This is a genomic window from Ruegeria sp. YTSC106, from assembly GCF_059609765.1.
Window position 1 is genome coordinate 1 of sequence record NZ_JBXWMI010000009.1, and the last position, 21,775, is coordinate 21,775.

General features: G+C 52.7%; 14 protein-coding genes and 1 pseudogene. 7 read left to right on the forward strand and 8 right to left on the reverse strand.

What is annotated here, in order from left to right:
• Window positions 1–76: 76 nt before the first annotated feature.
• Entirely contained in the window at window positions 77–841 is a 765-nt protein-coding gene (locus tag AC2FEB_RS13345; RefSeq protein WP_496884104.1) for a hypothetical protein, read from the reverse strand.
• Window positions 838–1,710: a hypothetical protein gene (locus tag AC2FEB_RS13350; protein WP_496884105.1), complete on the reverse strand. Its 873-nt coding sequence runs from the start codon at window positions 1,708–1,710 to the stop codon at window positions 838–840. Before AC2FEB_RS13350 ends, AC2FEB_RS13345 begins: the two co-directional genes overlap by 4 nt.
• 370 nt (window positions 1,711–2,080) lie before the next feature.
• Between AC2FEB_RS13350 and AC2FEB_RS13355 the strand changes: the two genes are divergently transcribed.
• The 3 genes from AC2FEB_RS13355 to AC2FEB_RS13365 all read left to right on the forward strand — a co-directional run bounded on the left by AC2FEB_RS13355 (window position 2,081) and on the right by AC2FEB_RS13365 (window position 5,327).
• Window positions 2,081–2,917, forward strand: coding sequence for an amino acid ABC transporter substrate-binding protein (locus AC2FEB_RS13355; RefSeq protein ID WP_496884106.1), 837 nt, complete (start codon window positions 2,081–2,083; stop codon window positions 2,915–2,917).
• A gap of 189 nt (window positions 2,918–3,106) precedes the next feature.
• Entirely contained in the window at window positions 3,107–4,435 is a 1,329-nt protein-coding gene (locus AC2FEB_RS13360; RefSeq protein ID WP_496884107.1) for a DUF3300 domain-containing protein, read from the forward strand.
• 37 nt (window positions 4,436–4,472) lie between these two features.
• Window positions 4,473–5,327 carry a DUF2950 family protein gene (locus AC2FEB_RS13365; protein ID WP_496673402.1) on the forward strand — a complete coding sequence of 285 codons (855 nt, stop codon included), beginning with the start codon at window positions 4,473–4,475 and terminating at the stop codon, window positions 5,325–5,327.
• Between the two features lie 579 nt (window positions 5,328–5,906).
• On the opposite strand, the gene AC2FEB_RS13370 is transcribed toward AC2FEB_RS13365, so the two are convergent.
• From AC2FEB_RS13370 to AC2FEB_RS13390, 5 genes are all read right to left on the reverse strand, one after another.
• A complete protein-coding gene (locus tag AC2FEB_RS13370) occupies window positions 5,907–6,173 on the reverse strand; it encodes a DUF3010 family protein (protein WP_496673405.1) in 267 nt (88 codons plus the stop codon).
• 378 nt (window positions 6,174–6,551) lie between these two features.
• Window positions 6,552–6,911 (reverse strand): hypothetical protein, encoded by a 360-nt coding sequence (locus AC2FEB_RS13375; protein WP_496673408.1) that lies wholly within the window; start codon window positions 6,909–6,911, stop codon window positions 6,552–6,554.
• A 124-nt stretch (window positions 6,912–7,035) separates the two neighbouring features.
• A complete protein-coding gene (locus AC2FEB_RS13380) occupies window positions 7,036–7,515 on the reverse strand; it encodes a helix-turn-helix transcriptional regulator (RefSeq protein WP_480642060.1) in 480 nt (159 codons plus the stop codon).
• Between the two features lie 53 nt (window positions 7,516–7,568).
• Window positions 7,569–7,949 (reverse strand): hypothetical protein, encoded by a 381-nt coding sequence (locus tag AC2FEB_RS13385; protein ID WP_496673411.1) that lies wholly within the window; start codon window positions 7,947–7,949, stop codon window positions 7,569–7,571.
• Window positions 7,950–8,026: 77 nt separating this feature from the next.
• Complete coding sequence (locus tag AC2FEB_RS13390) at window positions 8,027–8,524, reverse strand: hypothetical protein (protein WP_496673414.1); 498 nt, start codon at window positions 8,522–8,524, stop codon at window positions 8,027–8,029.
• 366 nt (window positions 8,525–8,890) lie between these two features.
• Here AC2FEB_RS13390 and AC2FEB_RS13395 point away from each other — a divergent pair, with 366 nt between their 5' ends.
• A complete protein-coding gene (locus tag AC2FEB_RS13395; protein WP_496884108.1) occupies window positions 8,891–10,360 on the forward strand; it encodes a di-heme oxidoredictase family protein in 1,470 nt (489 codons plus the stop codon).
• A 134-nt stretch (window positions 10,361–10,494) separates the two neighbouring features.
• Here AC2FEB_RS13395 and AC2FEB_RS13400 read toward each other — a convergent pair.
• A pseudogene (locus AC2FEB_RS13400) lies at window positions 10,495–10,638 on the reverse strand (integrase); the annotation flags it as partial.
• 698 nt (window positions 10,639–11,336) lie between these two features.
• Here AC2FEB_RS13400 and AC2FEB_RS13405 point away from each other — a divergent pair.
• Genes AC2FEB_RS13405 through AC2FEB_RS13415 form a run of 3 tightly spaced genes read left to right on the forward strand, consistent with a single transcriptional unit; the run spans window position 11,337 to window position 20,091 of the window.
• Window positions 11,337–18,728, forward strand: coding sequence for a GAF domain-containing protein (locus AC2FEB_RS13405; RefSeq protein ID WP_496673420.1), 7,392 nt, complete (start codon window positions 11,337–11,339; stop codon window positions 18,726–18,728).
• A gap of 3 nt (window positions 18,729–18,731) precedes the next feature.
• Window positions 18,732–19,073, forward strand: coding sequence for an Hpt domain-containing protein (locus AC2FEB_RS13410; protein WP_496884109.1), 342 nt, complete (start codon window positions 18,732–18,734; stop codon window positions 19,071–19,073).
• Complete coding sequence (locus AC2FEB_RS13415) at window positions 19,066–20,091, forward strand: adenylate/guanylate cyclase domain-containing protein (protein WP_117871492.1); 1,026 nt, start codon at window positions 19,066–19,068, stop codon at window positions 20,089–20,091. Before AC2FEB_RS13410 ends, AC2FEB_RS13415 begins: the two co-directional genes overlap by 8 nt.
• Window positions 20,092–21,775 lie beyond the last annotated feature (1,684 nt).

Here is a 21,775-nt window from a genome sequence, read left to right on the forward strand (position 1 = left end):
ATACCCCTGAAGCTCGCGGGTATGAATCACGCAGGCGGGATGGCGACAACCAAATTAATAGGTCCAGAACCTAGGTTCAGCGGGGCGGAGGTGGAAGCACTTTCTTCGACTGGAGTACCTGAAGGATGTCAATAATCGCCTCAGTACTCGTTTCGATTGAACCTCGGAAGAACAGTCCTACACCACCTTCCCCTAACTCCAGTGTGCCACCGGCGTCGTAAGCTGGCGAGAGAGAGACAAGTTCGGGAGGAAGTTCTGGGCATACCGGGTTTCTTTTTAGTATTGCGTTTGCGGTCTCGAAGAATACCTGCCGAACCTTTTCGACATTGCCCTTTGCATCGGACGTATCGGTGAGTTGATCTGGAGCAAGTCTCAGGTCATTCAGACGGAAATAAAGGCAGTCATCTCTGAATTCTGCCGAAGCGGAAGCACCCATCGTTAAACCACCAGCGAAGAGTTTCTTACCGCGTATAGATTTTCCGCCGTTACGGCTTTCGCATCGGAAGAGCTTTGCTTCGATCCTCCCGCTTAGCGAAAGCACTGTATCGTCGGTACGAACTGTTGCTTCGGTCACACCGATCAGTGCGTTGCAGACGTCTACAATCGGGGCTCCTTTGAGTTCCTCCACAAGTATTTCTTGTGCCCGGCGTAGGTCGACGACACTTTCGATCGAGATCCTTGTCGCGTTCACATCTTTTAGTCGCAACGCCAAATCCGCCGGGAACTCACGATCTCCTAGATTGACGTCCCCGGTTGCTATGAAGCTAACCTCTTCAGCCAGCAGCGCAGTTCCGAGAAACCCGGCAGTAATAAGTATCAGAAGAAAGATCCGCTGCATCATCCTTCCCCCCCAACAATACCGCGAGATTGCATAACCGCCAGGAGCTCCATCATCGTCACCGCACTGGTGTCGATTGAGCCGCTCAACGCAACACCGATACCACCGTCACCAATCTCGCGGGTACCGCCAGACTCGAAAACCGGTTTCAGAGAAGAAAGCTCCGAGGGCAATTTCGGACAAATCTCATTCTCTTCGGTGAACTCCTTTCCCTTGGTGAGAACGACCTCTTCGACGCGTTCTGTGAGGCCAATGAGATTAAACAACCCTCCGACAAACCCCGTGGGTTGAAGCACGACATCAGCAAGATCAAAGTGGACGCATTGCCCTCGAACATTGGCGCGTGCCGCTGCGGCGACTCCGATAGTCGTCGAGATAAGACGTGCTCCACGCCCGTTGCCACCCTCGGATTCCTTGTCCCGACAACGATAAAGCTCGACGTCCACTGAGCCTACGAGCTCGATGAGATCACCTTTGGCGCTGGTGTCGTCGAGTTTAACGTCAACATTCAGAGAGCAACTTTGTTCTAAGGTGCCCGACAGGAGCGCGGGCGCTTGGACTTGGAACTCTCGCAGATCCAGGAGACCGCGGAAACCCAGGCGCGTCGACGTCACGCTGCTGATGCCGGCGTTAAGCGTGTAAGGTACGCTTTTTTCTCGTGTGGCGATCTTGTCGGAGATGCTAAATTGAACTTCGCCAGCGTAGTCGTTTGGCGACGCACTCTGTGCAGTGGGTCGAGCATTCAATTCGGACTTCAATAGTTCTGGGTCTGTGGTTGCGCAGGAGGCGAAGAGAAACAAGCACACAAAGGCAAAAGGCGCGGCATTGCGCGTTCCAAATTCGGCCAAACTCCATTGTAGATCAGTACCCATTATACTTCGCCTAACTTAGCCGTCGAATACAAACCCTAACGTACTGTGTCACGGCGATGGTCAATAGTTTACACCACTAAAAGAAACTGTTGCGGTTTTGTGTTGTAGCAACGACCTGTAGTTGAAACAGGATCTTTGAAGATTTCGCACATGTGCCCGGTACGCAAGAACCCGCGCCCGCATCAAGCCCCAAGTAGGTGCCGTTGTATTCCGTTAGCTGTCGCGACTGCGAGGATTTGCTTTCCTGCTGTTGCCGGGCCAGCCCTTGTTACCAGCAAACCAACTCCTAAGCGACAGAATGTGTTTTACTCTCGACACAGGGTGTTTTTCACCTCCACAAGGGTGTTACGCTACCAAATAAGGAAAAACCATGCGCTTGCTTCCTATATTTATTGTGACGGTATTATTCACAACCGGCGCGGTTGCCCAGACAATCGACAGGATAACAAAGAACAACGAAATCCGATTTGGTTTTCGAACGGATGCTGCTCCGTTGTCTTACATTAACAACCAAGGTCGCCCGTTTGGCCTCTCACCGCTGATTTGCGATCAAGTAGCGAAGGCTATTGCGAAGAAACTGGAATTGAAGGATCTAAATGTTCAGTTCATTCCAGTCGACGCGAAAGATCGTTTCGACAAAGTTGCTTCAGGAGAGGTGGATATGCTCTGCGGGGCAGCAACGATAACACTTTCCCGACGCGAAATTGTAGATTTCTCAATACCAATTTATGTCGATGGCACGTCCGTATTGTTACCAATCGAGGCCGCGGGCACCATGGGTGCCCTCGCGGGAAAGAAGATTGGCATGAGAAGCAACACGACAACAGAGGCATCTGTTCAGAATTCATTTAAATCCGCTGGTATCGACGCAGCTATGGTTCGTTTCGCTTCACATCCAGACGGTATCAAAGCTCTTCGAGACGGCGAAATCGACGCGTACTTTGCAGATCAGTCGATTTTGCTGGTTAACTATATTTCTGCGGGGCTGAAGGGTAAATTCAAACTATCCCAGGAAATACTGACGATAGAAAAGCAAGGATTGGCCATTGCGAGGGGCGACGATGACTTTCGACTCTTTGTCGATAATGTTCTGTCAGAAATGTATGCTCAGGGCACAATGGAAGAGTTTTTTCGTCTCGCTTTGCCGGGGGTGGAGCCGAGCGAAGCACTAAAAGCTCTGTATGTTATCGCCCCCATTAATCCCTGAGTCTTGCCGCGCAAATCAGTATTGTTGGGAGTTAATCGCCCTGCGCCATAGAAGCTGGCTTGTAGGCAAATTGACGGCTCAAGCCAGATTGGCCAATGACCGTGTTTTACTAAATGATCCTGCATTTGGCATGCCAGTTGCCAGAATCACGCTCTTAGGCGATCCTTCGATAAATTGAAGGATCGCAATATGTTTAGATATATAATTTTTGCTCTCAGTTTAAGCGCATCTAACGCCCTGTTTGCACAAGAGGCGTCCGATACTGTTGCAACGGAAGATACGTCTGAGACTTCATCCGGCCTTCTATCTGATGCTGAATTGCAAACTTTGGTAGCCCCGGTGGCTCTTTTCCCCGACACTCTACTCATACAGATACTTGTTGCGGCCACTCAGCCACTGCAGATTGTTAAAGCAGAACGGTATTTGTTAGATAACGCCGACCGCGACCCCGTAGAGCTCGAGCCGGAAATCGAAGCTATGGGCTGGGATCCATCTGTAAGTGTATTAGCCACGGCGTTCCCAGCAGTCGTTGGTCAAATGGCCACCCACATCGATTGGACTGAGACAGTCGGCACCGCCATGCTCGCCCAATCCGATGATATGCTGGATGCAGTACAGGTAATGCGGGATCAGGCAATTGATAGTGGAGCCCTTGTTTCAGGGCCAGAGCAAACTGTCGAGGTGTCTGATGATGACGCAGTTGTAATTACTCCGACACAAACCGAAACAGTGTACGTCCCGCAGTATAATCCCGAGACTGTCTATACGGGCCCGTCGACCGGGGACGTAGTGGGCGCGGCGTTGCTGACATTTGGCACCGTGGCGCTGATCGACGAGATTTTCGACGATGACGACGACTGGTATGGCTACTGGGGGTGCCGGAATTGCGGCGGATGGGGCGGTGGCCCGATATACAGAAACCCAGATATCGACATAGACGTCGACGGCAACGTCAATATTGGCAATGACATCGATCTTGGCGACCGTACAAACATCGGATGGAACCCCGATCCTGACCGAAAAAAGGAAGCCCAGGACAAGATCTCTGATCGCAAAAGGCCGGGAGGTGGTCGCGGCGACCTGCCTGTCAACCGCCCCGAGGGTCGCACGGACGAACTCCGCGCAAAACTGAGCCGTGAGTCCGGTGCTGCCGACATCAGCAGGGGAGGCGCGGCAGCAGTTGCAGCCGGTGCAGGGGCGGGGGCTATCGCGAGCGGTGCTCTGGCCAATCGAGGTAGTGGGAGCAAGCCCTTGCCGCAGGTGAATCGCGGTAACGTTGATCTGGACAAGGCTGCTGCCAAGCAGCAAGCCATCGACCGGACGAAACGGCCGGATGCGGCGAAGAAGTCTGTCAAAAAGAAACCGCAAGCAGCCAAGAAACCTCAAGTAAAAAAGGCCACGGCTCAGCACAAGCCAGCAGCGTCCAAAGGTAAGGCTATGAAGAAAAAATCTTCAGGCGGCAAAGCTCACAAGGCGTCCAAACGGGGACATGCTGCTAAAGGCAAGGGGAGGCGGTAATATGCGTAAATCGGTTTATTCTTTTTTAGTGCTAGCTGTGACTACTGGACCTGCGTTTTCCGACGGTGCCCTGTTCGAAACTCCGCAAACCGCACTGGACGCTTTTGTAGAAGCGTTAACGGCCGATGATCAGAACAAGCTGCTCGAGATTTTCGGACCAGAGGCAGAAGATCTAATCGGAACAGGTGATCCGGTGGAAGATCAGCAAAGAAGGCAGGAGGTGCTTGGCATGTATGCTGAAGGATACCGCTTTCAGCCCGAGGATGATGGGGTTTTTCTTCTGCTTGGCGAAGATAGTTGGCCCTTTCCGATCCCAATTCTACAAGCTGAAAATGGTTGGAAGTTTGATTTGGAAGCCGGGGTAGAGGAGCTTTCGGCTCGTGAAATCGGACTGAATGAATTGGAAGTAATCGAAACGCTTGAGGCCTATGTAGATCTTCAGGCGGCGTTTCGTCTTGTGGATCACAATGGCGATGGCGTCATGGAATTTGCCCGAACCATCATATCGGATCCCGGCGCACGAAACGGCCTCTTCTGGCCAGAAGAAGACAGTTTTGTCGGCGCAGCCCTTGCCCGCGCCGCCGCCTCGGGCTGGAGCGACGGTGCGGTTGATTTCGAACCCGAACCTTTCCTCGGTTACTACTTTGCAATTTTGCAGGGGCAAGGGCCAAATGCTCCGGGTGGTGCCTATTCCTATTTTGTCGGCGATCGGTTCGTCGCAGGTCACGCCTTGCTTGCGGTGCCTGCGGACTACGGAGTAACGGGTATCCATTCTTTTCTCGTGGGTGAAAACGGCACCGTGTTCGAGGCAGACTTTGGCCCGGATACGCTTGAAATAACTGCTGAGATATCGACCTACGATCCCGGCCCAAATTGGTCACCAGCCGAGTGAACTTAGATTGGCGGTGACGCACTGTTGCCGGGCTTTGGTTTGCCCCCTTTTTTTGCGGTGTGCAGGCGTAGATTGAATGCAATTTTCAACTTAAGTGGCACTGGTTCGGGAAGAATCGAAGTTGGGACATCTAATTAGTCGATGAAATAACTGCCCATGGTTCAATTTGACCCAATTTGCCCGCAATGGTTTGACTGAATGGCCGCTTTGTCCGCATTGCGGTCGCTCGCGATACTTGGGCGAACGTCTGCACCGAGCCCATTCGAGACCTTCGTAGATCTCGCAGCATCAGTCAGAAACGAGCGGAAAGCAGACCTTAGCTGCAGTACAGCGCAAAATCACTCAATCAATGGAAGCGGAAGTTGGAACCTGAAAGTTCACCAAGTTGGCCCGCGAATGGTGATCACCAACACACCGGAATCAGTATTTAACCCCTAGTCAAAGCGTAAGCGCCAGCAAGAAAGGCGTTCTTCAAGTAGACAGGTAGTTTCTCGGGGTACACTTCAACTTCCTTCTTTGCAAAATGGGATAGTGTCACAGGACTGACGAACCTCGTGTTACGTCCTTCAACAAGCTGGATCAGAGTCTCGATTTAGAGGATATGGCTCCACCAGCCATTCTACCTTTCTTGGCACGTGTTTTAATCACAAATGTTTCAATTTCGTTTTCGCGGGAAAAATTGTGAAGAGCAGCTAGAAATGATCGAAGATCGGCCTCGGATGTGTCGTCCTCAAGCTCAATCCGGGCGGTTTTCGGTCGAAGCATCTCTAGGTTGCCGTCATCATTTTTGCGGACGGCGGCAAGCCGAACCTCCTTTGCCGAAATCTCACATCCACATACACTCATGTGTTTTTCCCTCTAGTGACTTGTTCACAATAACGCATTTTCTGAGCTTAAATCCCTAACCTAAGTAAGACGAACTCAAGTAGCATTGCGACTGACCAAATGAAAAACAATCGTCTTGCGTTCGGATCGGGCAAGAGGTGTCTGTAGATCAACGGCAGTTCGCAAAGTGAGGCGACTAAGCTGGTTCCTCGGAGGAACTGAGAAAACAGGCCTTTGAATCTTGGTGTCGCTGTGACCCCATCCCGCGATGCCGTCATCCGCAAATCGTAAATGCTGCGATATGCACAAACGGCATAAATGCGAAAGCTACACTGCGGCGCGGTAAGATTCGCTGTATGTCTTCTGTAGGCCGTGAGCGCGTTTGCGGTTTGGCACAACTCAGTATGGTCGTTTTGAACGGAATATCACAGCAATCCGATCCAAGATTTGTTTGTTTGCGCTTCGTGACGCCTGCTCCGCCGCGTCGAGCAACTCTTCCATTCGGGTGCGTACTTCAAAGAGCGTCATCGACGGCTGCTGCTCAAAGAAACCATAAATAGCGTCGATACCCCGATAGTCCGGGATCTCTCGCAGATCAGCACTTCGCTGTCTGACGTCATTTTTTTTGGCTTCAATCCAGAATAAATCGAGTTCCTGGGCCCAGGATTCTGCGAGTTTTTCTAGATATGGCAGCGTCAGGTGCCCGAACCGGTTGTAGCCTTGGTTTTTTGAGGGGCCGGACGCGAGAAACCTATCCAATGACTCCAAGAGTGAAACTGTTCGCTCGGGTCGGATTAGCCCCCAGCCGGCAACGGCAATTGAAACGCAAGTTTTGTACACTGTATCGGGTGAATGCCATAGCGCCATCTGATCCAAATTGTGCCTAGAACAGGAGGTCCTCAACGAGCTGTGAGATCAATTGGCTTTTGCCAGACACTCCCGCCTTTCTGTAAATCGCAGTACATTGAGCCTTAACGGTTCCAATTCGGGTTTGCCTCAGATTGGCGATCTCAGCCATAGACATCCCTTTCAGAACAAGCCATGCGATCTCTGTTTCCGCGCCAGTCAGACCGAGCTTTTCGAAATAAGCCTCTACTACTGTTGTGAACTCGCCGGACGTGATCCGGCGGGCGGTTTCGGCCCGGTGTGTCGCTTTTTGGGCCACGAGCGCAAGCCGGACACCCAGAAATGCACCAAGTATCAGCCCGATACTGGCGCCCGCTTCGACAAGCTCTCGCACATTCCAACGTAGCGGAACCGATGGGATGCCCAAAATAGATGCCAGAATTTCCCACAGGAAATAAGCACCACATAGGCACTGGATAAGGACAAGGGTCCAAACGACCCATGCGCGGTTCATCATGCGCGGCACCGTGCGCTGGTAAATTCTGTTTCAGTAGGTTGTCTCATGTCGGATTACCCACCGTTTTTTCCTTTACCGCCTTGTCCGCCACCCCCTTTGGGACCGCCATGCGCATTTGGTTCGCTCGGCTGGGAAGGTTTGTCTGGTTTGTTGGCTGACGGTGCAGGGCGCCCGTCGCCATGTGATTTCTTCGAGAAACTTTGGTCTCGCAAAACCTCTCCGGATGTACGGTTCAACACCACCTCGCGCAGCTCATTCTGATCACTCGCGGTGATGACGATGCGGCCCAGCCAAGACCGTTTTACTTCCTCGACCGTGTAACCTTCGGCCTCAATCCGCGCGATGACGTCATCCGCAACGGATACCTGAGCCTGCACCGGCGAGTGCAAGAGCATGACCACCGCAAAACTTGCGAGGATAGGTGATCTAAACATCATAAAGTTCCCGTACCTTTGCAATTTGGCTAAGGGGTTACCGCGCACCGTGTCAACCGGTGCGCGGTGGCTTTATGTTACCCGCGAGGACCGTCCCGACCGCCGTGACCGCCACGACCTTCGCCACTGCCGCCCCTTTCGCCAGAGTCAACCGTCTCGGTGCCGGAATCCGGATTTCGGCCTGCATCGTCACGCCCGCCGCGACCTGCTGGGACCCCTTGTTCGGCCAGTTGATCGCCGATGTTCCGCCGATCTTCGGGACTCAAGCTTGAGTGGTCGATATCCCCCAGCGCCACGGTTTCGCCGGTTGAAGGGTCGACGACTTCAACCTCTGAAATGTCGAGGGCGTTCCGATCACCGCCTCGGGGCTGGACTCCCTGTTCTTTCAGCTGATCCCGAATATCGGCACGTTCTTCCTCGGACAATGCTTCGAAATCCACTTCCGAAAGCTCGACGGTTTCCCCTGTACTCGGGTCAACAACCGAAATGCTTTGGGCAAGTAGCGGCTGGAACGACACTGCGGTGATCAGGGCTGCAAGGATCAACGGGCTGTGAGGGAGTGAGAGAGTACGCATGTTTAGTCTTCCTGTTTGTAAGGTTTAGCGCGGCTTAGATTGGTGCCGTGAAGCCTAGATGCAGTGAAAACATCGATTGGAATACTGGACGCGAGCCTGATTTTTGGCGGTATAAGCTAAAGTCATAAAAGCGCCCAGCATGGCCGAAATGCTCAAAATTGGCGCGTTCATAATGCGTTCTTCACGATGAGATTTTCGGTGTCAAAGGTCTATATGATTTTGGCTTAGAACGTCCTTTCGCAGCCTGAGTACAATAGTTTTCTGATCGGAAAACATGTCACCCAAGTCCCTTCAGCCGTCACTACAAAACGAACCTCGCGACCAAGAAGTGGACACGATATGCGACCAAGCACCCTGAGCTTCATAATGGCAAGCCTGATGCCTTTGTCGGCCTATGCTGAGGAGGAACCTGCGCCCGTCGATCAGCACGAATTATCGCGCATGATACAGAACGGAGAGGCAACCAAGGCGTTTCTAGAGGCCTTCGAGGCAGGGGATGAACTGACCGAGTTCAGCTTTGACGCAGCGCGCGGGGTCGGTGCCAATATCGGCGAAGGTCGTCGTTTTACGCGCATTCCCCGGGCTGATCTCGCCGACCCATCGGAGTGGGCTTCGCATTTTCCAAAGCGCGAAGGAGGGGCTAACGCGACATCGTGTATTGCCTGTCACAACGCGCCGATTGCCAATGGGGCGGGCGACGTTGCAATGAACGTTCTTTTGGATCCTGCGCATACGGGCGACGCAACCAGATATCTTGAGAGAAATACACTCCCCTTGTTTGCGCTTGGTATCCCTCAGCGGCTTGCAGAAGAAATTAGCACGGACCTATATCAACAGCGTGATGCAGCCCATCAGGTTGCCTGTAATTCGGGTCGCGCCTCAGTTCAGTTAGAGTCCAAGGGCGTTGACTTTGGAACGTTGACACTGACGCGTATTTCGCAAGACCCTTGTTCCGTCGACACGGATTCCAGTGGGTTGAGTGGTATAGACCCGGACCTCGTGATCAAACCGTTTGGATGGAAGGGTAATCATGCAACGATCAGAGCATTCACCAGGAATGCTGCGCACAATGAACTGGGATTACAGGCCGTCGAGCTTGTCGGAGATCAGGATGGCGATTTCGATGGTGTGGTGAATGAGTTGACCGTCGGCGACGTAACGGCTCTTACAGTATACATGGCAGCCCTCGAACGGCCGGTAACCAAGATTGAACTGGCCGATCTGGGTTTGATCGACCTTTCTGGATCCGAAAGAACCAGTATTCTGGCAGGAGAAGCGCTTTTTGCTCAAACCGGCTGCACCAGTTGTCACATGCCAGCGATGAGCCTTCGGGACGCAATGTTTAAAGAACCCAGCGAGATTCCGGGTTTCTACGATGCCAGGTTTCCAGATGGATCTGACCCGAATATTCATGGACTGAACGTCGTCAGTGCAATCAAATTCAATCTGGCCGGAGATCAGCCCAACAACTCGATTAAGCTGCTGGACGGTTCAGTCCACCATCTAGGTGCAATGGCGCGGAATGCCGAAGGTGAGCCAGTGGCCCGATGGTACACAGACTTCAAACGACACGATATGGGTTCCGACTTGGCAGATCCCGATGACCCTCTTGGGTTGGGGGCTTCTATGTTTCTGACGCGATCACTGGCGGGTGTCGGAGCAACTGGACCCTGGCTGCACGATGGTCGGGCGACCACTCTGCAAGAGGCAATTGTGAGTCATGCGGGTGAAGCCTCAGACAGCGCCACTGCCTACAACCACCTCAGCGAAAGTGAACAAACAAAAATCATCGCCTTTCTGGAGAATCTAACTATTTACAAGACAGTCGAAGAATAGTTGCTGGTTGAGAAAAGTAGAACGGCAGATTTGGCCGGTGCCGATTGAATTCTAGTTGCCTGAATACTGCGCGTTGAGTGAATATCTGGAACGCGGGCATTGATCGCTTTATAAGAGTGTGACGGCCCGCGTCATTAGATTTCAATAGCTTCTGCAATCGCAAGCGCGTCTTCCAACTCAGCGTCCAGATACCTAACTGTACTGACCATTTTCGCATGACCTAGCAGAAGATAAACCGTACGTAAGTCGCCACGCTTCTTGGTTATACCGCAAACTTTTGGAGCGAACGACTGGTTTGGCGGTCCGCACAGCAGAAAAGACGCCCATCGGCCAACGGCAGGTATGGGCCGGACATTGAGCTTGAACCATCATTAACTAATCAGCTTCCTGAAAGCGGCCATTCCGACATTTGCAACATTTCCTTTGCTTCGATTTCCGAGATGGGAACATGTCTGCCGTCCTGTTAAGCGAGCAGTACACTTCGCAGTGCATCTTCCCAGAGAGTTTACAGGGGCTTGCGTGCCCAGCACATGCTGCCTTTCGCCAACAGAAGTCTGGGTTTAAGCAATGACGCTCGGTGGAGCGCCTCAGAGATCGAACGTCCTGACGATTTCGAGGCGCATATGGAGTGCCAGAACGGTAAGGCCTATGAGGCTATCCAGCGCCTTGGCACTACACTGTTGATTCATCACGCGGACCAGTCAGATGATCCGAGCTAAGTGGGCCGTGCTCGCGAGTGCATGAATGCAAAGGGCATCATCCGTAAAGAATTCCAGTGACTTCTATAACATGCTCTCTAAACTCCGGGCAGTTGTTAGTCAGAATTGACGTGGGAGTTTGGGCTCAGTTGGGCGACAAAAAGGCATCAGGGACCCCGATAAGTCCCGCGCCATCATCTGCGCCAAGTTCGGAGTTAAGCGCAGCTGATCAACAGGCGCGGTTTGAAGCCACCGCTCAGGTGATGCAGGCGATCTCTGTGACCAAGGACGACGTTCAGCCGGTTTGCGATCTGATTGTTGCGCTTGCCAAAGACCTTTGCGACGCTGTTTTTGCTGGTCTGGTTCTTGGACAGGAAGGCGACGCACTTCAGCGGCTCGTGGCCAGTGTTAACCTGCACCCTGACATTCAGCAGCTCTGGTGCGACGGAAAATACACGATGGAGCCGGGCAATTCTCTGGTGACTGAAACAATCCTCAGCGGCGAGACCAAACGTGTTGTGGATATGGGAGACACTGAATTCCACAAGTCCGGCGATGAGCGGTTCAAGCTGATTGTCGACAAGCATGGGTGCCGCAGCAATCTGTTTGTTCCGTTAAAGCTGGATGGCGGTGCAATCGGATGCTTGATGTTGGCGCGAGACGAGGTGCGGCCCTATACCGACGATCAGGTCAAGCTCGTCGAAACCTTTGCCGCCCAGGCAGTAATCGCCATTGAGAATGTTCGCCAATTTCGCGAATTGCAGATCCGTCTGGCACGCGAAGGTGCCACGCGTGAGGTTCTCGAGACAATTAGTCGATCGCGGGAAGATGAGACGCCGGTGTTCCAGACAATCCTGGAAAACACCGCCCGGCTTTGCGAAACGGATGTCGCCACACTAAGCCTTTTGAATGAGGCAGGAACCCACCTCGAATATGCGGCCCACTTCGGTGATCAGTTGGCGACCTACGAGGTAGGCGTAGATCGCTGGTCGCTGGACTCATATCTCCAGATTGCGGAGTCCGTGCGCGAGGCGCGCGTTATTCACAATGTCGATTTGCGCCTGACTGACCAGTATATCAAAGGCGACCAATGGCGCCGTCAACTTGTAGACGAAGAAGGTGTCCGGTCATTTCTTACGGTCCCACTAATGTCGGCAGATGGCACGCCCGTGGGCGTCATCGGGATTTACCGACGTGAGGTTCGGGCCTTTACAGACGACGAGATTTCTCTGGTTGAGGGCTTTGCCGCCCAAGCTGTGATCGCCTTGGATAACACGCGACAATTGAATGAGCTGCACACGCAGTTAGAGCGTCAGACGGCAACGCAGGAAATTCTGACGGTCATTAGCCAAAGCCGTGATGACGATGCGCGCGTCTTTGATTCAGTGCTTCAGCAGGCCACCAGGGTATGTGATGCAGATCAGGCGGTCCTTATTTTGATTAACGCTGCAGGGACCCACGGGCGGTTGGCGGCGAATTGGGGGCATCAGAGAACCGAATTTGATGTCGGAGACGAGTGGCAGTTGGACGAATCGATTCCCATAGCCACTGCGATACGAACAGGTAAGGTTGGTCGCATCGATGATTTGACCGACACGGATTTTTATCGCTCGGGCCATCCTACAGCCGCCATGATGGTTGAGATCGAAGGCATTCGGTCACGCGTTACGGTCCCCCTGATGCAAGGAGATCAGGCTATCGGAGCCATCGCGGTCAGCCGCCGTGAGGTACGGCCATTTGCTGACCCTGACGTAAAGTTGATTGAAGAATTCGCCAAACATGCAGTTATTGCCATCGAAAACACGCGCCAGTTTCGTGAAGTTCAGGAACGGCTTGAACGGGAAGAAGCGTCGCGCGAAATCCTCGAAGTCATCAGCCGCAGTCGCGATGACGATAGCCCTGTTTTCAATAGCATACTCGAAAATGCCAGCCGTTTGTGCAAAGCGCCGCTGGCCTTTCTGTGTGTCGCCGATCACGAACGTGGCCTTGCAACAATTCCGGCCAATATCGGTGCGCGAACGGATTTTGATGAGGCCCTGAAGGGGTTCGTGGAGCCCTTGACCCGTACGGAACTCGTTGCAATCCGCCCTATGATCGATGGCCAGGTCATCCGGCAAGACGATATTGCAGATGATCCGCTTTATTATCGGGATCGCGATCCAAAACGGGTTCAGATGGTTGAAGTCGAAGGGGCTCGCTCGGTCCTTGCGGTGCCGTTGATGAAAGACGACACGGGTCTTGGGGTGATCGTTCTCTATCGCCGTGAAGTTTCGCCATTTTCGGATGATGATGTCGCTCTGGTCCAAACCTTTGCGGCCCAAGCCGTGATCGCAATGGATAACGTACGCCAGTTCCGAGAGGTGCAGGACCGTACCGCGGAAGTCACGCAAGCCTTGGAGTATCAGACTTCAACATCCGAAGTGCTGCGTGTGATCTCAGCGTCTCCCAATCAACTGTCGCCCGTTCTGGACGCCATTCTTAAAGAAGCGTCGCGCATCTGCGAATTGCAGGATGCCTATGTCGCGATGCTGAACCCGGACGATGGGCTTTTTCATGTGCACTCGACGCTCACACAGGACACGGCCTTTACAGAATACGTCAAAGCTCACCCGATTTCGCCAACGGAGAACGGTGTAAGTGGGCGTGCGATCTTGTCGAAACGCACAAGCTATGTCGAAGATGTCGAAGCGGATGACACCTACACCTGGTTGGAAGAAAGCGGCGTAGGTGATTACAAATCATTGCTTGGACTTCCGCTTGTCAAAAACGGCGAAGTCGTAGGCGTTATCTCTCTTGGGGCGCCAGTGGTCTTGGGTTTTTCCGCCAAACAGATCAAACTGCTGGAAACTTTTGCGGATCAGGCCGTTATCGCGATTACCAACGCAAACCTTTTCCACGAGTTGGAGAAGCGGACAGAAGAAGTCACGCAGGCACTGGAGTATCAAACTGCCACTTCAGACGTATTGTCGGTGATTTCGCGATCTCCGAATGAGCTGGAGCCGGTGCTGAAGGAGATACTGAAAGTCGCCAGCCGGATTTGCGAGCCAAAATATGCGGCAATCTCGATTCTGAATCCCCAAGACAACCTTTACCATACTGACATCATGCTCGACTTTGACAGTGATTTCATGAAGTTCATGAAGGCACACCCAGTGCCGGCAGGTCATGGGAGCGGTATTGGCCAAACAGCTGCACGCGGCGAAACAGTCTACTACGAGGACACTGAAGCTAACGAATACGCCTGGAAGGAAGCCGCACGTATTGGCAAGTATCGCTCGCTTCTGGGTGTCCCATTGGTCAAGGATAAGGTCGTGGTCGGTGTGATCGTGCTCTGCCACAACAAAGTCGCACCATTCGATTCAAAACAAATCGCCCTCTTGGAAACGTTCGCGGCCCAAGCTGTAATTGCGATCAACAACACCCGGTTGTTTGAAGAAGTTCAGGCCCGTACCGCCGAAGTTGAAGAAGCACTGGTGCGCGAACAAGCAAGTGCAGAAGTTCTGCATATTATCAACGAAGCGACTTCCAATTTGCAGCCGGTGTTTGACCTTATCGTCAAAAAATCAGCCGAACTCAGCCGCGCGCGGTTCTGCGTGTTGGATCAATATAAAAACGACAAATTCTATTACTGTGCGCAACACGGATTTCCGTTGGAGTTGTTTTCGGAGCTGATGTCGGATTACCCGGTCTCTGATACAGAAGGGCACATGTCGGCTTTTGTTGTCGAAGCAGGTGCCCCGGTTCAAATCGAAGATGCACAGAAATCGACGTACTACGCCCCGGAGTTCGCCGCAGCTGTTGGATGGCGTCGTATGCTGGGCGTGCCAATCAAGGCAGGCGGCAAAGTGTGGGGCTGCATCAACCTTGGCTGGCCAGGCACAGAAGAACCAGCACCTGAAACAATCGAGTTGGTCCAAAGCTTCGCTGCCCAAGCGAGTATCGCCATCGAAAATGTCCGTTTGATGCAAGAAACTCAGGCTCGCACCGCAGAAGTTGAAGAAGCGTTGAAGTACCAGACAGCCACGTCCGAAGTGCTCGGCGTCATATCCCGCTCACCGAACGATCTTCCACCGGTTTTGGACGCCATCCTGGAGGTTTCGTCGCGTATCTGTTCACCGGAATACGCGTTCTTTGCAATGAAGGATGCTGACGATGGCCTTTACCGCGTGGCCATGTCCCACAATGTCAGTGGTGCTTTTCTCAAATTCCTGTCCGATAACCCTATCGCGCCAGAGGAAGGTTCTTGCATCGGGCGCACGGCCTTGCACGGCAAGACGGTTTATATAAAAGACACCCGTAGGGATCCGACTTACACATGGAAAAAAGCGGCTGAGATCGGGGACTACCTAACCACCCTTGGTGTCCCCTTGGTCAGCAATGGCGTAACTGTTGGCGTTATTGTTATGGCGCATCGGCAGGCAGCAGCGTTTAGCGACAAACAAGTCAGCCTGCTGGAAACTTTCGCGTCCCAGGCCGTAATCGCCATCAACAATACGCGACTTTTCAAAGAAGTGCAGGCCCGCACTGCAGAAGTTGAAGAGGCATTGGGGTATCAGAAAGCCACATCCGAAGTGCTTGAGGTGATTTCCCGTTCCCCTGACGCTTTAGAGCCGGTTTTGGAAGCGTTGGTAGCGGTTTCGTCGCGCATCTGCCGGCTGCAAGATGCTTTTGTGGCGCTTAAGAAACCCGAGGACGGAAAATTTCATTTCTTTGCCGGGCACAATCTCACAGAGAGTTTTGCCAAATTTCTCGAGTCGCATCCATTTGAACCGGGGGAAACGTCGGCGACCGCCCGGGCGCTTTTATATGGGCGCGCCGATTACGTTGAGGATACTCAAGCGGACCCTAATTATGATCCAGTCCTTAGGACCAACTTGCATGGATACAGGTCGGTTCTCTCTGTACCTTTGATACGCGACGGTGACACGATAGGTGTCATCAGTATGGGCAGCCGAAATAAAGCCGCCTTTGAGGACAAGCAAATCAAGCAGATGGAGACCTTTGCCTCGCAGGCGATCATAGCGATTCAAAACTCTCAATTGTTCAACGATACGCAAGTCGCACTCTCTCGCCAAACGGCAAGTGCGGATGTCCTCAGAGTGATCTCGGAATCCCCGACAGATACCAAACCGGTTTTTGAGAAGATTGTCGGACTGGCTACGGCTCTTATCGATTGCGACTTGTCGATTGCCATGCAGGCTAACAAAACTGAATACTGGCAAGTGGCGGCCGCAACTCCGGATGGTTTAGAGGAAATCACTTGGACTGAGCGCCTGCCAATTGATCCCGACGACAACCTGCCATCCCGCGTCATCCAGAGAGGCAAGACGCTGCAATTGGATGACTCGCGCTTTGATGAACTATCTCCGCGGGACACGGAAATCGTCGAGCGGCAAGGATTCAAGTCGTTCTTGATGGTACCCTTGATGCGAGGGAAAGACTGTTTCGGCACTCTCGCCTTTATTCGGAAAACGTCGAAGGCTTTCAGTGATGACGAAGTAGCCATTGCCGAATCTTTCGCGGATCAGGCTATCATCGCGCTGGAAAACGTGCGTCTGTTCAATGAAACTCAGGCTTCCTTAGCGCGACAGACTGCCAGTGCTGATGTACTGCGGGTGATCAGCCAATCGCCTTCAGATACCACACCTGTTTTTGAGGCGATTGTGAATTCCGCGACACGGCTTGTTTCATGTGACATGGCAGGCGCCGCTTTGTCAGATGACAGTTTCTGGTGGCAAGTGGCTTTGGCGACGCCAAAAGGCCTTTTACGTGATTTCGGACGAACCCGACACCCGTTGGACCCGAAGGATAATTTTCTGTCGTCCGTGTTACTGTCCGGGAAAACTATGCATGTCCACGATTTGACGTCGCAGGGCTTGCCGCGCTTGGCAAAGAAGCTTCACGAAGAAAACGGATTTGAAGCTTTCCTTGGCACACCGTTAATGCGCGGAGACAAGTGTTTGGGCGGGCTCTATTTCATCAGGAAATCAAAAACACCGTTCTCGGACGACGATATTGCAATGGCTGAGTCTTTTGCAGATCAGTCTGTTATTGCCATCGAGAACGTGCGCCTATTCCAGGAGGCTCAAGAGGCACGTGAAGCGGCCGAGTCTGCCAACGAGGCCAAAAGTGCCTTCCTCGCCACCATGTCCCACGAAATCCGCACACCGATGAATGCCGTTATCGGGATGAGTGGGCTCCTGATTGATACCAAGTTAGATGCCGAGCAAAGCGATTATGCCAACACGATCCGCGACAGTGGCGACGCACTACTGGGCATAATCAACGAAATTCTTGATTTTTCAAAAATCGAAGCCGGGCAGATGGACATCGAGAACCATCCGTTTGACCTGCGTGAATGTATCGAAAGCGCGCTAGATCTGATCAGCGGCAAAGCCGCCGAGAAGCAGCTTGATCTGGCTTATGAGCTTGACGACGCTCTGCCCCTTGCAATCAGTGCTGACCTGACCCGGCTGCGGCAGATCCTGCTGAACCTGCTTTCCAACGCGGTGAAGTTCACAGAAAGCGGTGAAGTGGTTCTCTCAGTTAAACAAACTGCCAAAAAGCGCGGATCGCTTGAGCTGACTTTCAAAGTCCGTGACACCGGCATCGGCCTGTCCGACAAGGGGATGAGCCGTCTGTTCCAGTCCTTCAGTCAGGCAGACAGCTCAACTACCCGCAAATATGGCGGCACCGGTCTTGGTCTGGCAATTTCCAAGCGTCTTGCGGAACTCATGGGCGGCACCATGTGGGCACGAAGTGACGGCGAAGGGCATGGTTCGACCTTTACGTTTACGATCCGGGCCAAACCCTCCAAACCGGTCAAATCATCCTCGCGCGATCTGGTAGGTGTTCAGTCCGAACTGGACGGCAAACGTATTCTTATGGTGGATGACAATGCCACCAACCGAAAAATCCTGTCCCTCCAGACCGAGAAATGGGGCACTCAAACCACCACATGTGAAACCCCATCCGAGGCGCTAGCGACTCTCAAGAAGGCTGGAAAGTTCGATCTGGCCATTCTCGACATGCACATGCCAGAAATGGATGGCGAGGAACTTGCCCAGAAAATTCGGGCCAAGCATCCGGACTTGCCGCTGATCCTCTTTAGTTCTCTTGGTCCACGTGAATTTGACCTCGAAGACGGCCTCTTTGCTGCCAACCTCGCCAAGCCATTGCGTCAGTCGCATCTCTTCGACACTCTGGTCACTTTGTTTTCGACCGAAGATATCCCCGTGAAACTGACCAAGCCCGCAGACAAACCCCAGACCGATCCAGAGATGGCAAAACGCCACCCTCTGCGTATTCTGCTAGCTGAGGATAATCTGGTGAACCAGAAACTTGCGCTTCGCCTGCTGGAACAGATGGGCTATCGCGCTGATTTGGCCAGCAACGGCGCTGAGGCGGTCGAAAGTGTGAACCGGCAAACATACGATATCGTATTGATGGACGTGCAGATGCCCGAAATGGATGGGCTCGAAGCTTCACGCCGCATAAACAAAGATTTCCCCGAAGAAGACCGACCGCGTATAGTCGCCATGACTGCCAACGCCATGCAAGGCGACCGCGAGATGTGTTTGGATGCCGGGATGGACGACTACATCGCCAAACCGATACGCCTGCCTATTCTTATCGAAGCCCTTTTGAATGTTCCCAGGAAAAGCAAGTAATCCATGACAAACGGCCCAATTAATCTTGATATCTTCGCTGAACTCAAGGACGCGACTGGCGACGAATTCGCCGCCGAGCTTGTAAACACCTTTCTCGACGAAGCCCCCGGCATGATTGCCGAATTGAAAGCGGCTGCCGACGTGTCCGATGCTGATGGATATCGCCGCGCGGCTCATTCCATTAAATCGAATGCAAACACCTTTGGTGCGACTGCACTGGCCGAGTTGGCCAGAAAAATCGAGCTCGGGGACATACCCGCGACTGGTGACCTTACAGATGCGAAAGCCCTGGAGGCCGCTTTCGCCAAAGCTGCTGTGGCCCTGCGGACCCTGAACAATGACTGATGCACCCGGCCATCTCCTCATCGTTGATGACAACAAAGTCAATCGGCTACTCCTGTCTCGCAATGTTGAACTGTTGGGGCACAAAGCCTCTGTCGCGGAGAACGGCCTCGTTGCGATGGAGATGTTGTCGAGTCAGTCTTATGACCTGCTTCTACTCGATATCGAAATGCCGGAAATGGACGGATTTCAGGTTCTGGAGGCAATCAATGCGGACCCCGACCTGCGCGAATTGCCGGTGATTGTGACTTCTTCGGTCGAAGGGCTCGACAATATTGTGCGCTGCATCGAGTTAGGCGCAGAAGACTACTTGCCCAAGCCGGTGAACAAGACGCTTCTCAGCGCCCGCGTCTCCAGCTGCCTTGAAAAAAAGCGACTGCGGGACGAACAAAGACGCCTTCTCGAACGCTTCGCAACCACCGAGGTTGCGCAAGACCTGCAAGAGTCTGGGTTTGCCATCGGTGGCAAACGTGCAAACGCATCGGTTCTTTTTTGCGACATTCGCGGTTTCACAGCCCTTTCAGAAAACTTAGCGCCCGAGGCAACAATTGATCTACTCAACACCTTCTACACGTTGATGTTCGAGGCGGTGACCAGCAATGGCGGCATTGTCAGCCTGATGCTGGGTGACGGGTTGATGGCTCTCTTCGGTGTTCCACAACCTCTGAACAATACTGCGCAAAGTGCTGTAGCTGCGGGGCATGAAATGCATAGCATGATAGAGATGCTGAATCATGACCGGCTCGCGGATGGAGAACGGGGTCTCAGGATCGGGATCGGTATCGCCACAGGCGAAGTCGTCGCGGGCTATGCCGGTACTGACAATCGGGCGACCTATACCTGTATCGGATCCGCAGTAAATCTCGCAGCCCGATTGGAAGCGGAAACCCAGAACACCGGAAGCCGGATTTTGGTTGATCAAGAGACCCTGGATCTGCTCGACGGAGTTGATATTCAGGAGACATTTGGCGGGAGCCAGATCAAGGGCTTCTCCGATCCATTGGACATTCACGCTTTGTGATTTTCCGACACGAGTATCGTTTCTCCGATATCATTTCCTGAAAGATCGCTTACTACTAAACTCCCCGTCGTCGCAGCCGCTCAATTTGGATTCGCCAACCCCATGCAAAGAGCACATGCAGCACCCCGATGCACGGCGACGTCCAAACGTAGTGGCGTTCAATGCAAAAATCCTGCTGTAAGGGGTTGGTCGGTTTGCCGTATGCATGTCGCAGGCGGCAGGCATGGTTCTGGGTCAGTCAACCCCGCCTACAAGCACGGAATGCGCACCAGAGAAGCTCAGGAGATGAGGAAGGCCGTACTGAACACGTGCGTATTTCACGCCAACTCGAACGCATGATAGTCGACATGTAGAGATCCTCCGAAAGGAATTGCCCTAAGGCTTCGTGTCCTTAACCCATGAAGCCCAAAGCGCCTTCAATGTTCAGAATCTCAATTGCAGTACCCAAGGCTTCCTGATCCGAAACAAACTTGTCGTCCCAGACATAGCTGGCATCTTTGCAGTCCACCGCTTCCAACGTCTACTTGTTCTGGTTGTCCAGGCGGTAGATTTCGATTTCAAACCGATACCCATCAACAAGCACGGACTTGCACTTGTCTGACATTACTAGTTTAGGTTCATCGATATTCATTGGTGCTCTGTACCCGCGTTCTTATTCAGTCACTCTGATATCAAGACAGCCGGTGTTTTTTGCCAGAAAAACATGTCGGGGTTGCGACGCGCCGAACTCGTACCCCCTCATTGAAATCGCTAAACCCCATCATGACGCGCCGCATATAAGTGATATGGGAGCGAAGTGTTCTGATTGCGACCGTTCGATGAAGATTACGAAAGCGCAATGACATTCGAGAAACGCGGTTTTTGCTTCGGTCTGTTTGACGAAAAACTCGTGGGGTGGCACACCGTGCTAGGTAACCCCCTCAAATCCAGTCAGAAAAACCAGAAAGTGCTAAAATAAAAGCATGCCACCCACGTCAAGAGGATCGCATTGTGGCAAAGTTGTGTCCATAGCTCGTTCGGCAACTGACTGTTTACCCTCCGGAAACGAACCTTTTTGACCGAAACAGCGCCGTTACGGGAATCCCCCAATTTCGGGCTTCGCTCATATTGAGTAGTGTGGGATCAGAATAACAACTTACCCCCTCGTGACGAAGATAGAGGCTGGCCTCGACCCCCTCAGCCAGCCTCTATAAATGTTCCGACCATCCAGGAAGATTTCTTGGAGCAGGGACGTCATTCTGAACTAACCAATCACGCATTGCTGCCCAGTGGTCCTGTGATCCAGCTGTATAGCGCCGTGAATGTAAGTCGGCTATCTGCCGTTCAAGGGAAGACCACCAATGCAACTTGACCGTTATCGGGCTTGGCCCTGCGCCGATTGCGCTCGGTGTATTTTTTCTTGGGGATTATTCAAATTTGAGCGCATCCTCTGGTATCGTGATAGTAGGTTCAGACTTGGGCCGAGTATGCTCAATCAGTGGTTACCACTTCTGGCGCGAACGATTGCAGGATTCTGTTGCGACGTTATTGTTCGTTTCGTCATTGTCATGCGAGAAATGTGACTTGTTCGGAAAATTCCTTTGAAACGTACTTCGCTTTTTCTTGTGATTTGCTCTGTTTTGGCCAGCCTAGCTTCCCTGAGAGCATATATTGCTCACTTAAATGACGGTGCTGCTTCGCAATT

What these genes read in the sequence shown, in the direction of transcription:
- AC2FEB_RS13345 (WP_496884104.1), bottom strand. Translation starts at nt 841, where the DNA reads ATGATGCAGCGGATCTTTCTTCTGATACTTATTACTGCCGGGTTTCTC.
- AC2FEB_RS13350 (WP_496884105.1), bottom strand. Translation starts at nt 1,710, where the DNA reads ATGGGTACTGATCTACAATGGAGTTTGGCCGAATTTGGAACGCGCAAT.
- AC2FEB_RS13355 (WP_496884106.1), top strand. Translation starts at nt 2,081, where the DNA reads ATGCGCTTGCTTCCTATATTTATTGTGACGGTATTATTCACAACCGGC.
- AC2FEB_RS13360 (WP_496884107.1), top strand. Translation starts at nt 3,107, where the DNA reads ATGTTTAGATATATAATTTTTGCTCTCAGTTTAAGCGCATCTAACGCC.
- AC2FEB_RS13370 (WP_496673405.1), bottom strand. Translation starts at nt 6,173, where the DNA reads ATGAGTGTATGTGGATGTGAGATTTCGGCAAAGGAGGTTCGGCTTGCC.
- AC2FEB_RS13380 (WP_480642060.1), bottom strand. Translation starts at nt 7,515, where the DNA reads ATGATGAACCGCGCATGGGTCGTTTGGACCCTTGTCCTTATCCAGTGC.
- AC2FEB_RS13385 (WP_496673411.1), bottom strand. Translation starts at nt 7,949, where the DNA reads ATGTTTAGATCACCTATCCTCGCAAGTTTTGCGGTGGTCATGCTCTTG.
- AC2FEB_RS13390 (WP_496673414.1), bottom strand. Translation starts at nt 8,524, where the DNA reads ATGCGTACTCTCTCACTCCCTCACAGCCCGTTGATCCTTGCAGCCCTG.
- AC2FEB_RS13395 (WP_496884108.1), top strand. Translation starts at nt 8,891, where the DNA reads ATGGCAAGCCTGATGCCTTTGTCGGCCTATGCTGAGGAGGAACCTGCG.
- AC2FEB_RS13410 (WP_496884109.1), top strand. Translation starts at nt 18,732, where the DNA reads ATGACAAACGGCCCAATTAATCTTGATATCTTCGCTGAACTCAAGGAC.
- AC2FEB_RS13415 (WP_117871492.1), top strand. Translation starts at nt 19,066, where the DNA reads ATGACTGATGCACCCGGCCATCTCCTCATCGTTGATGACAACAAAGTC.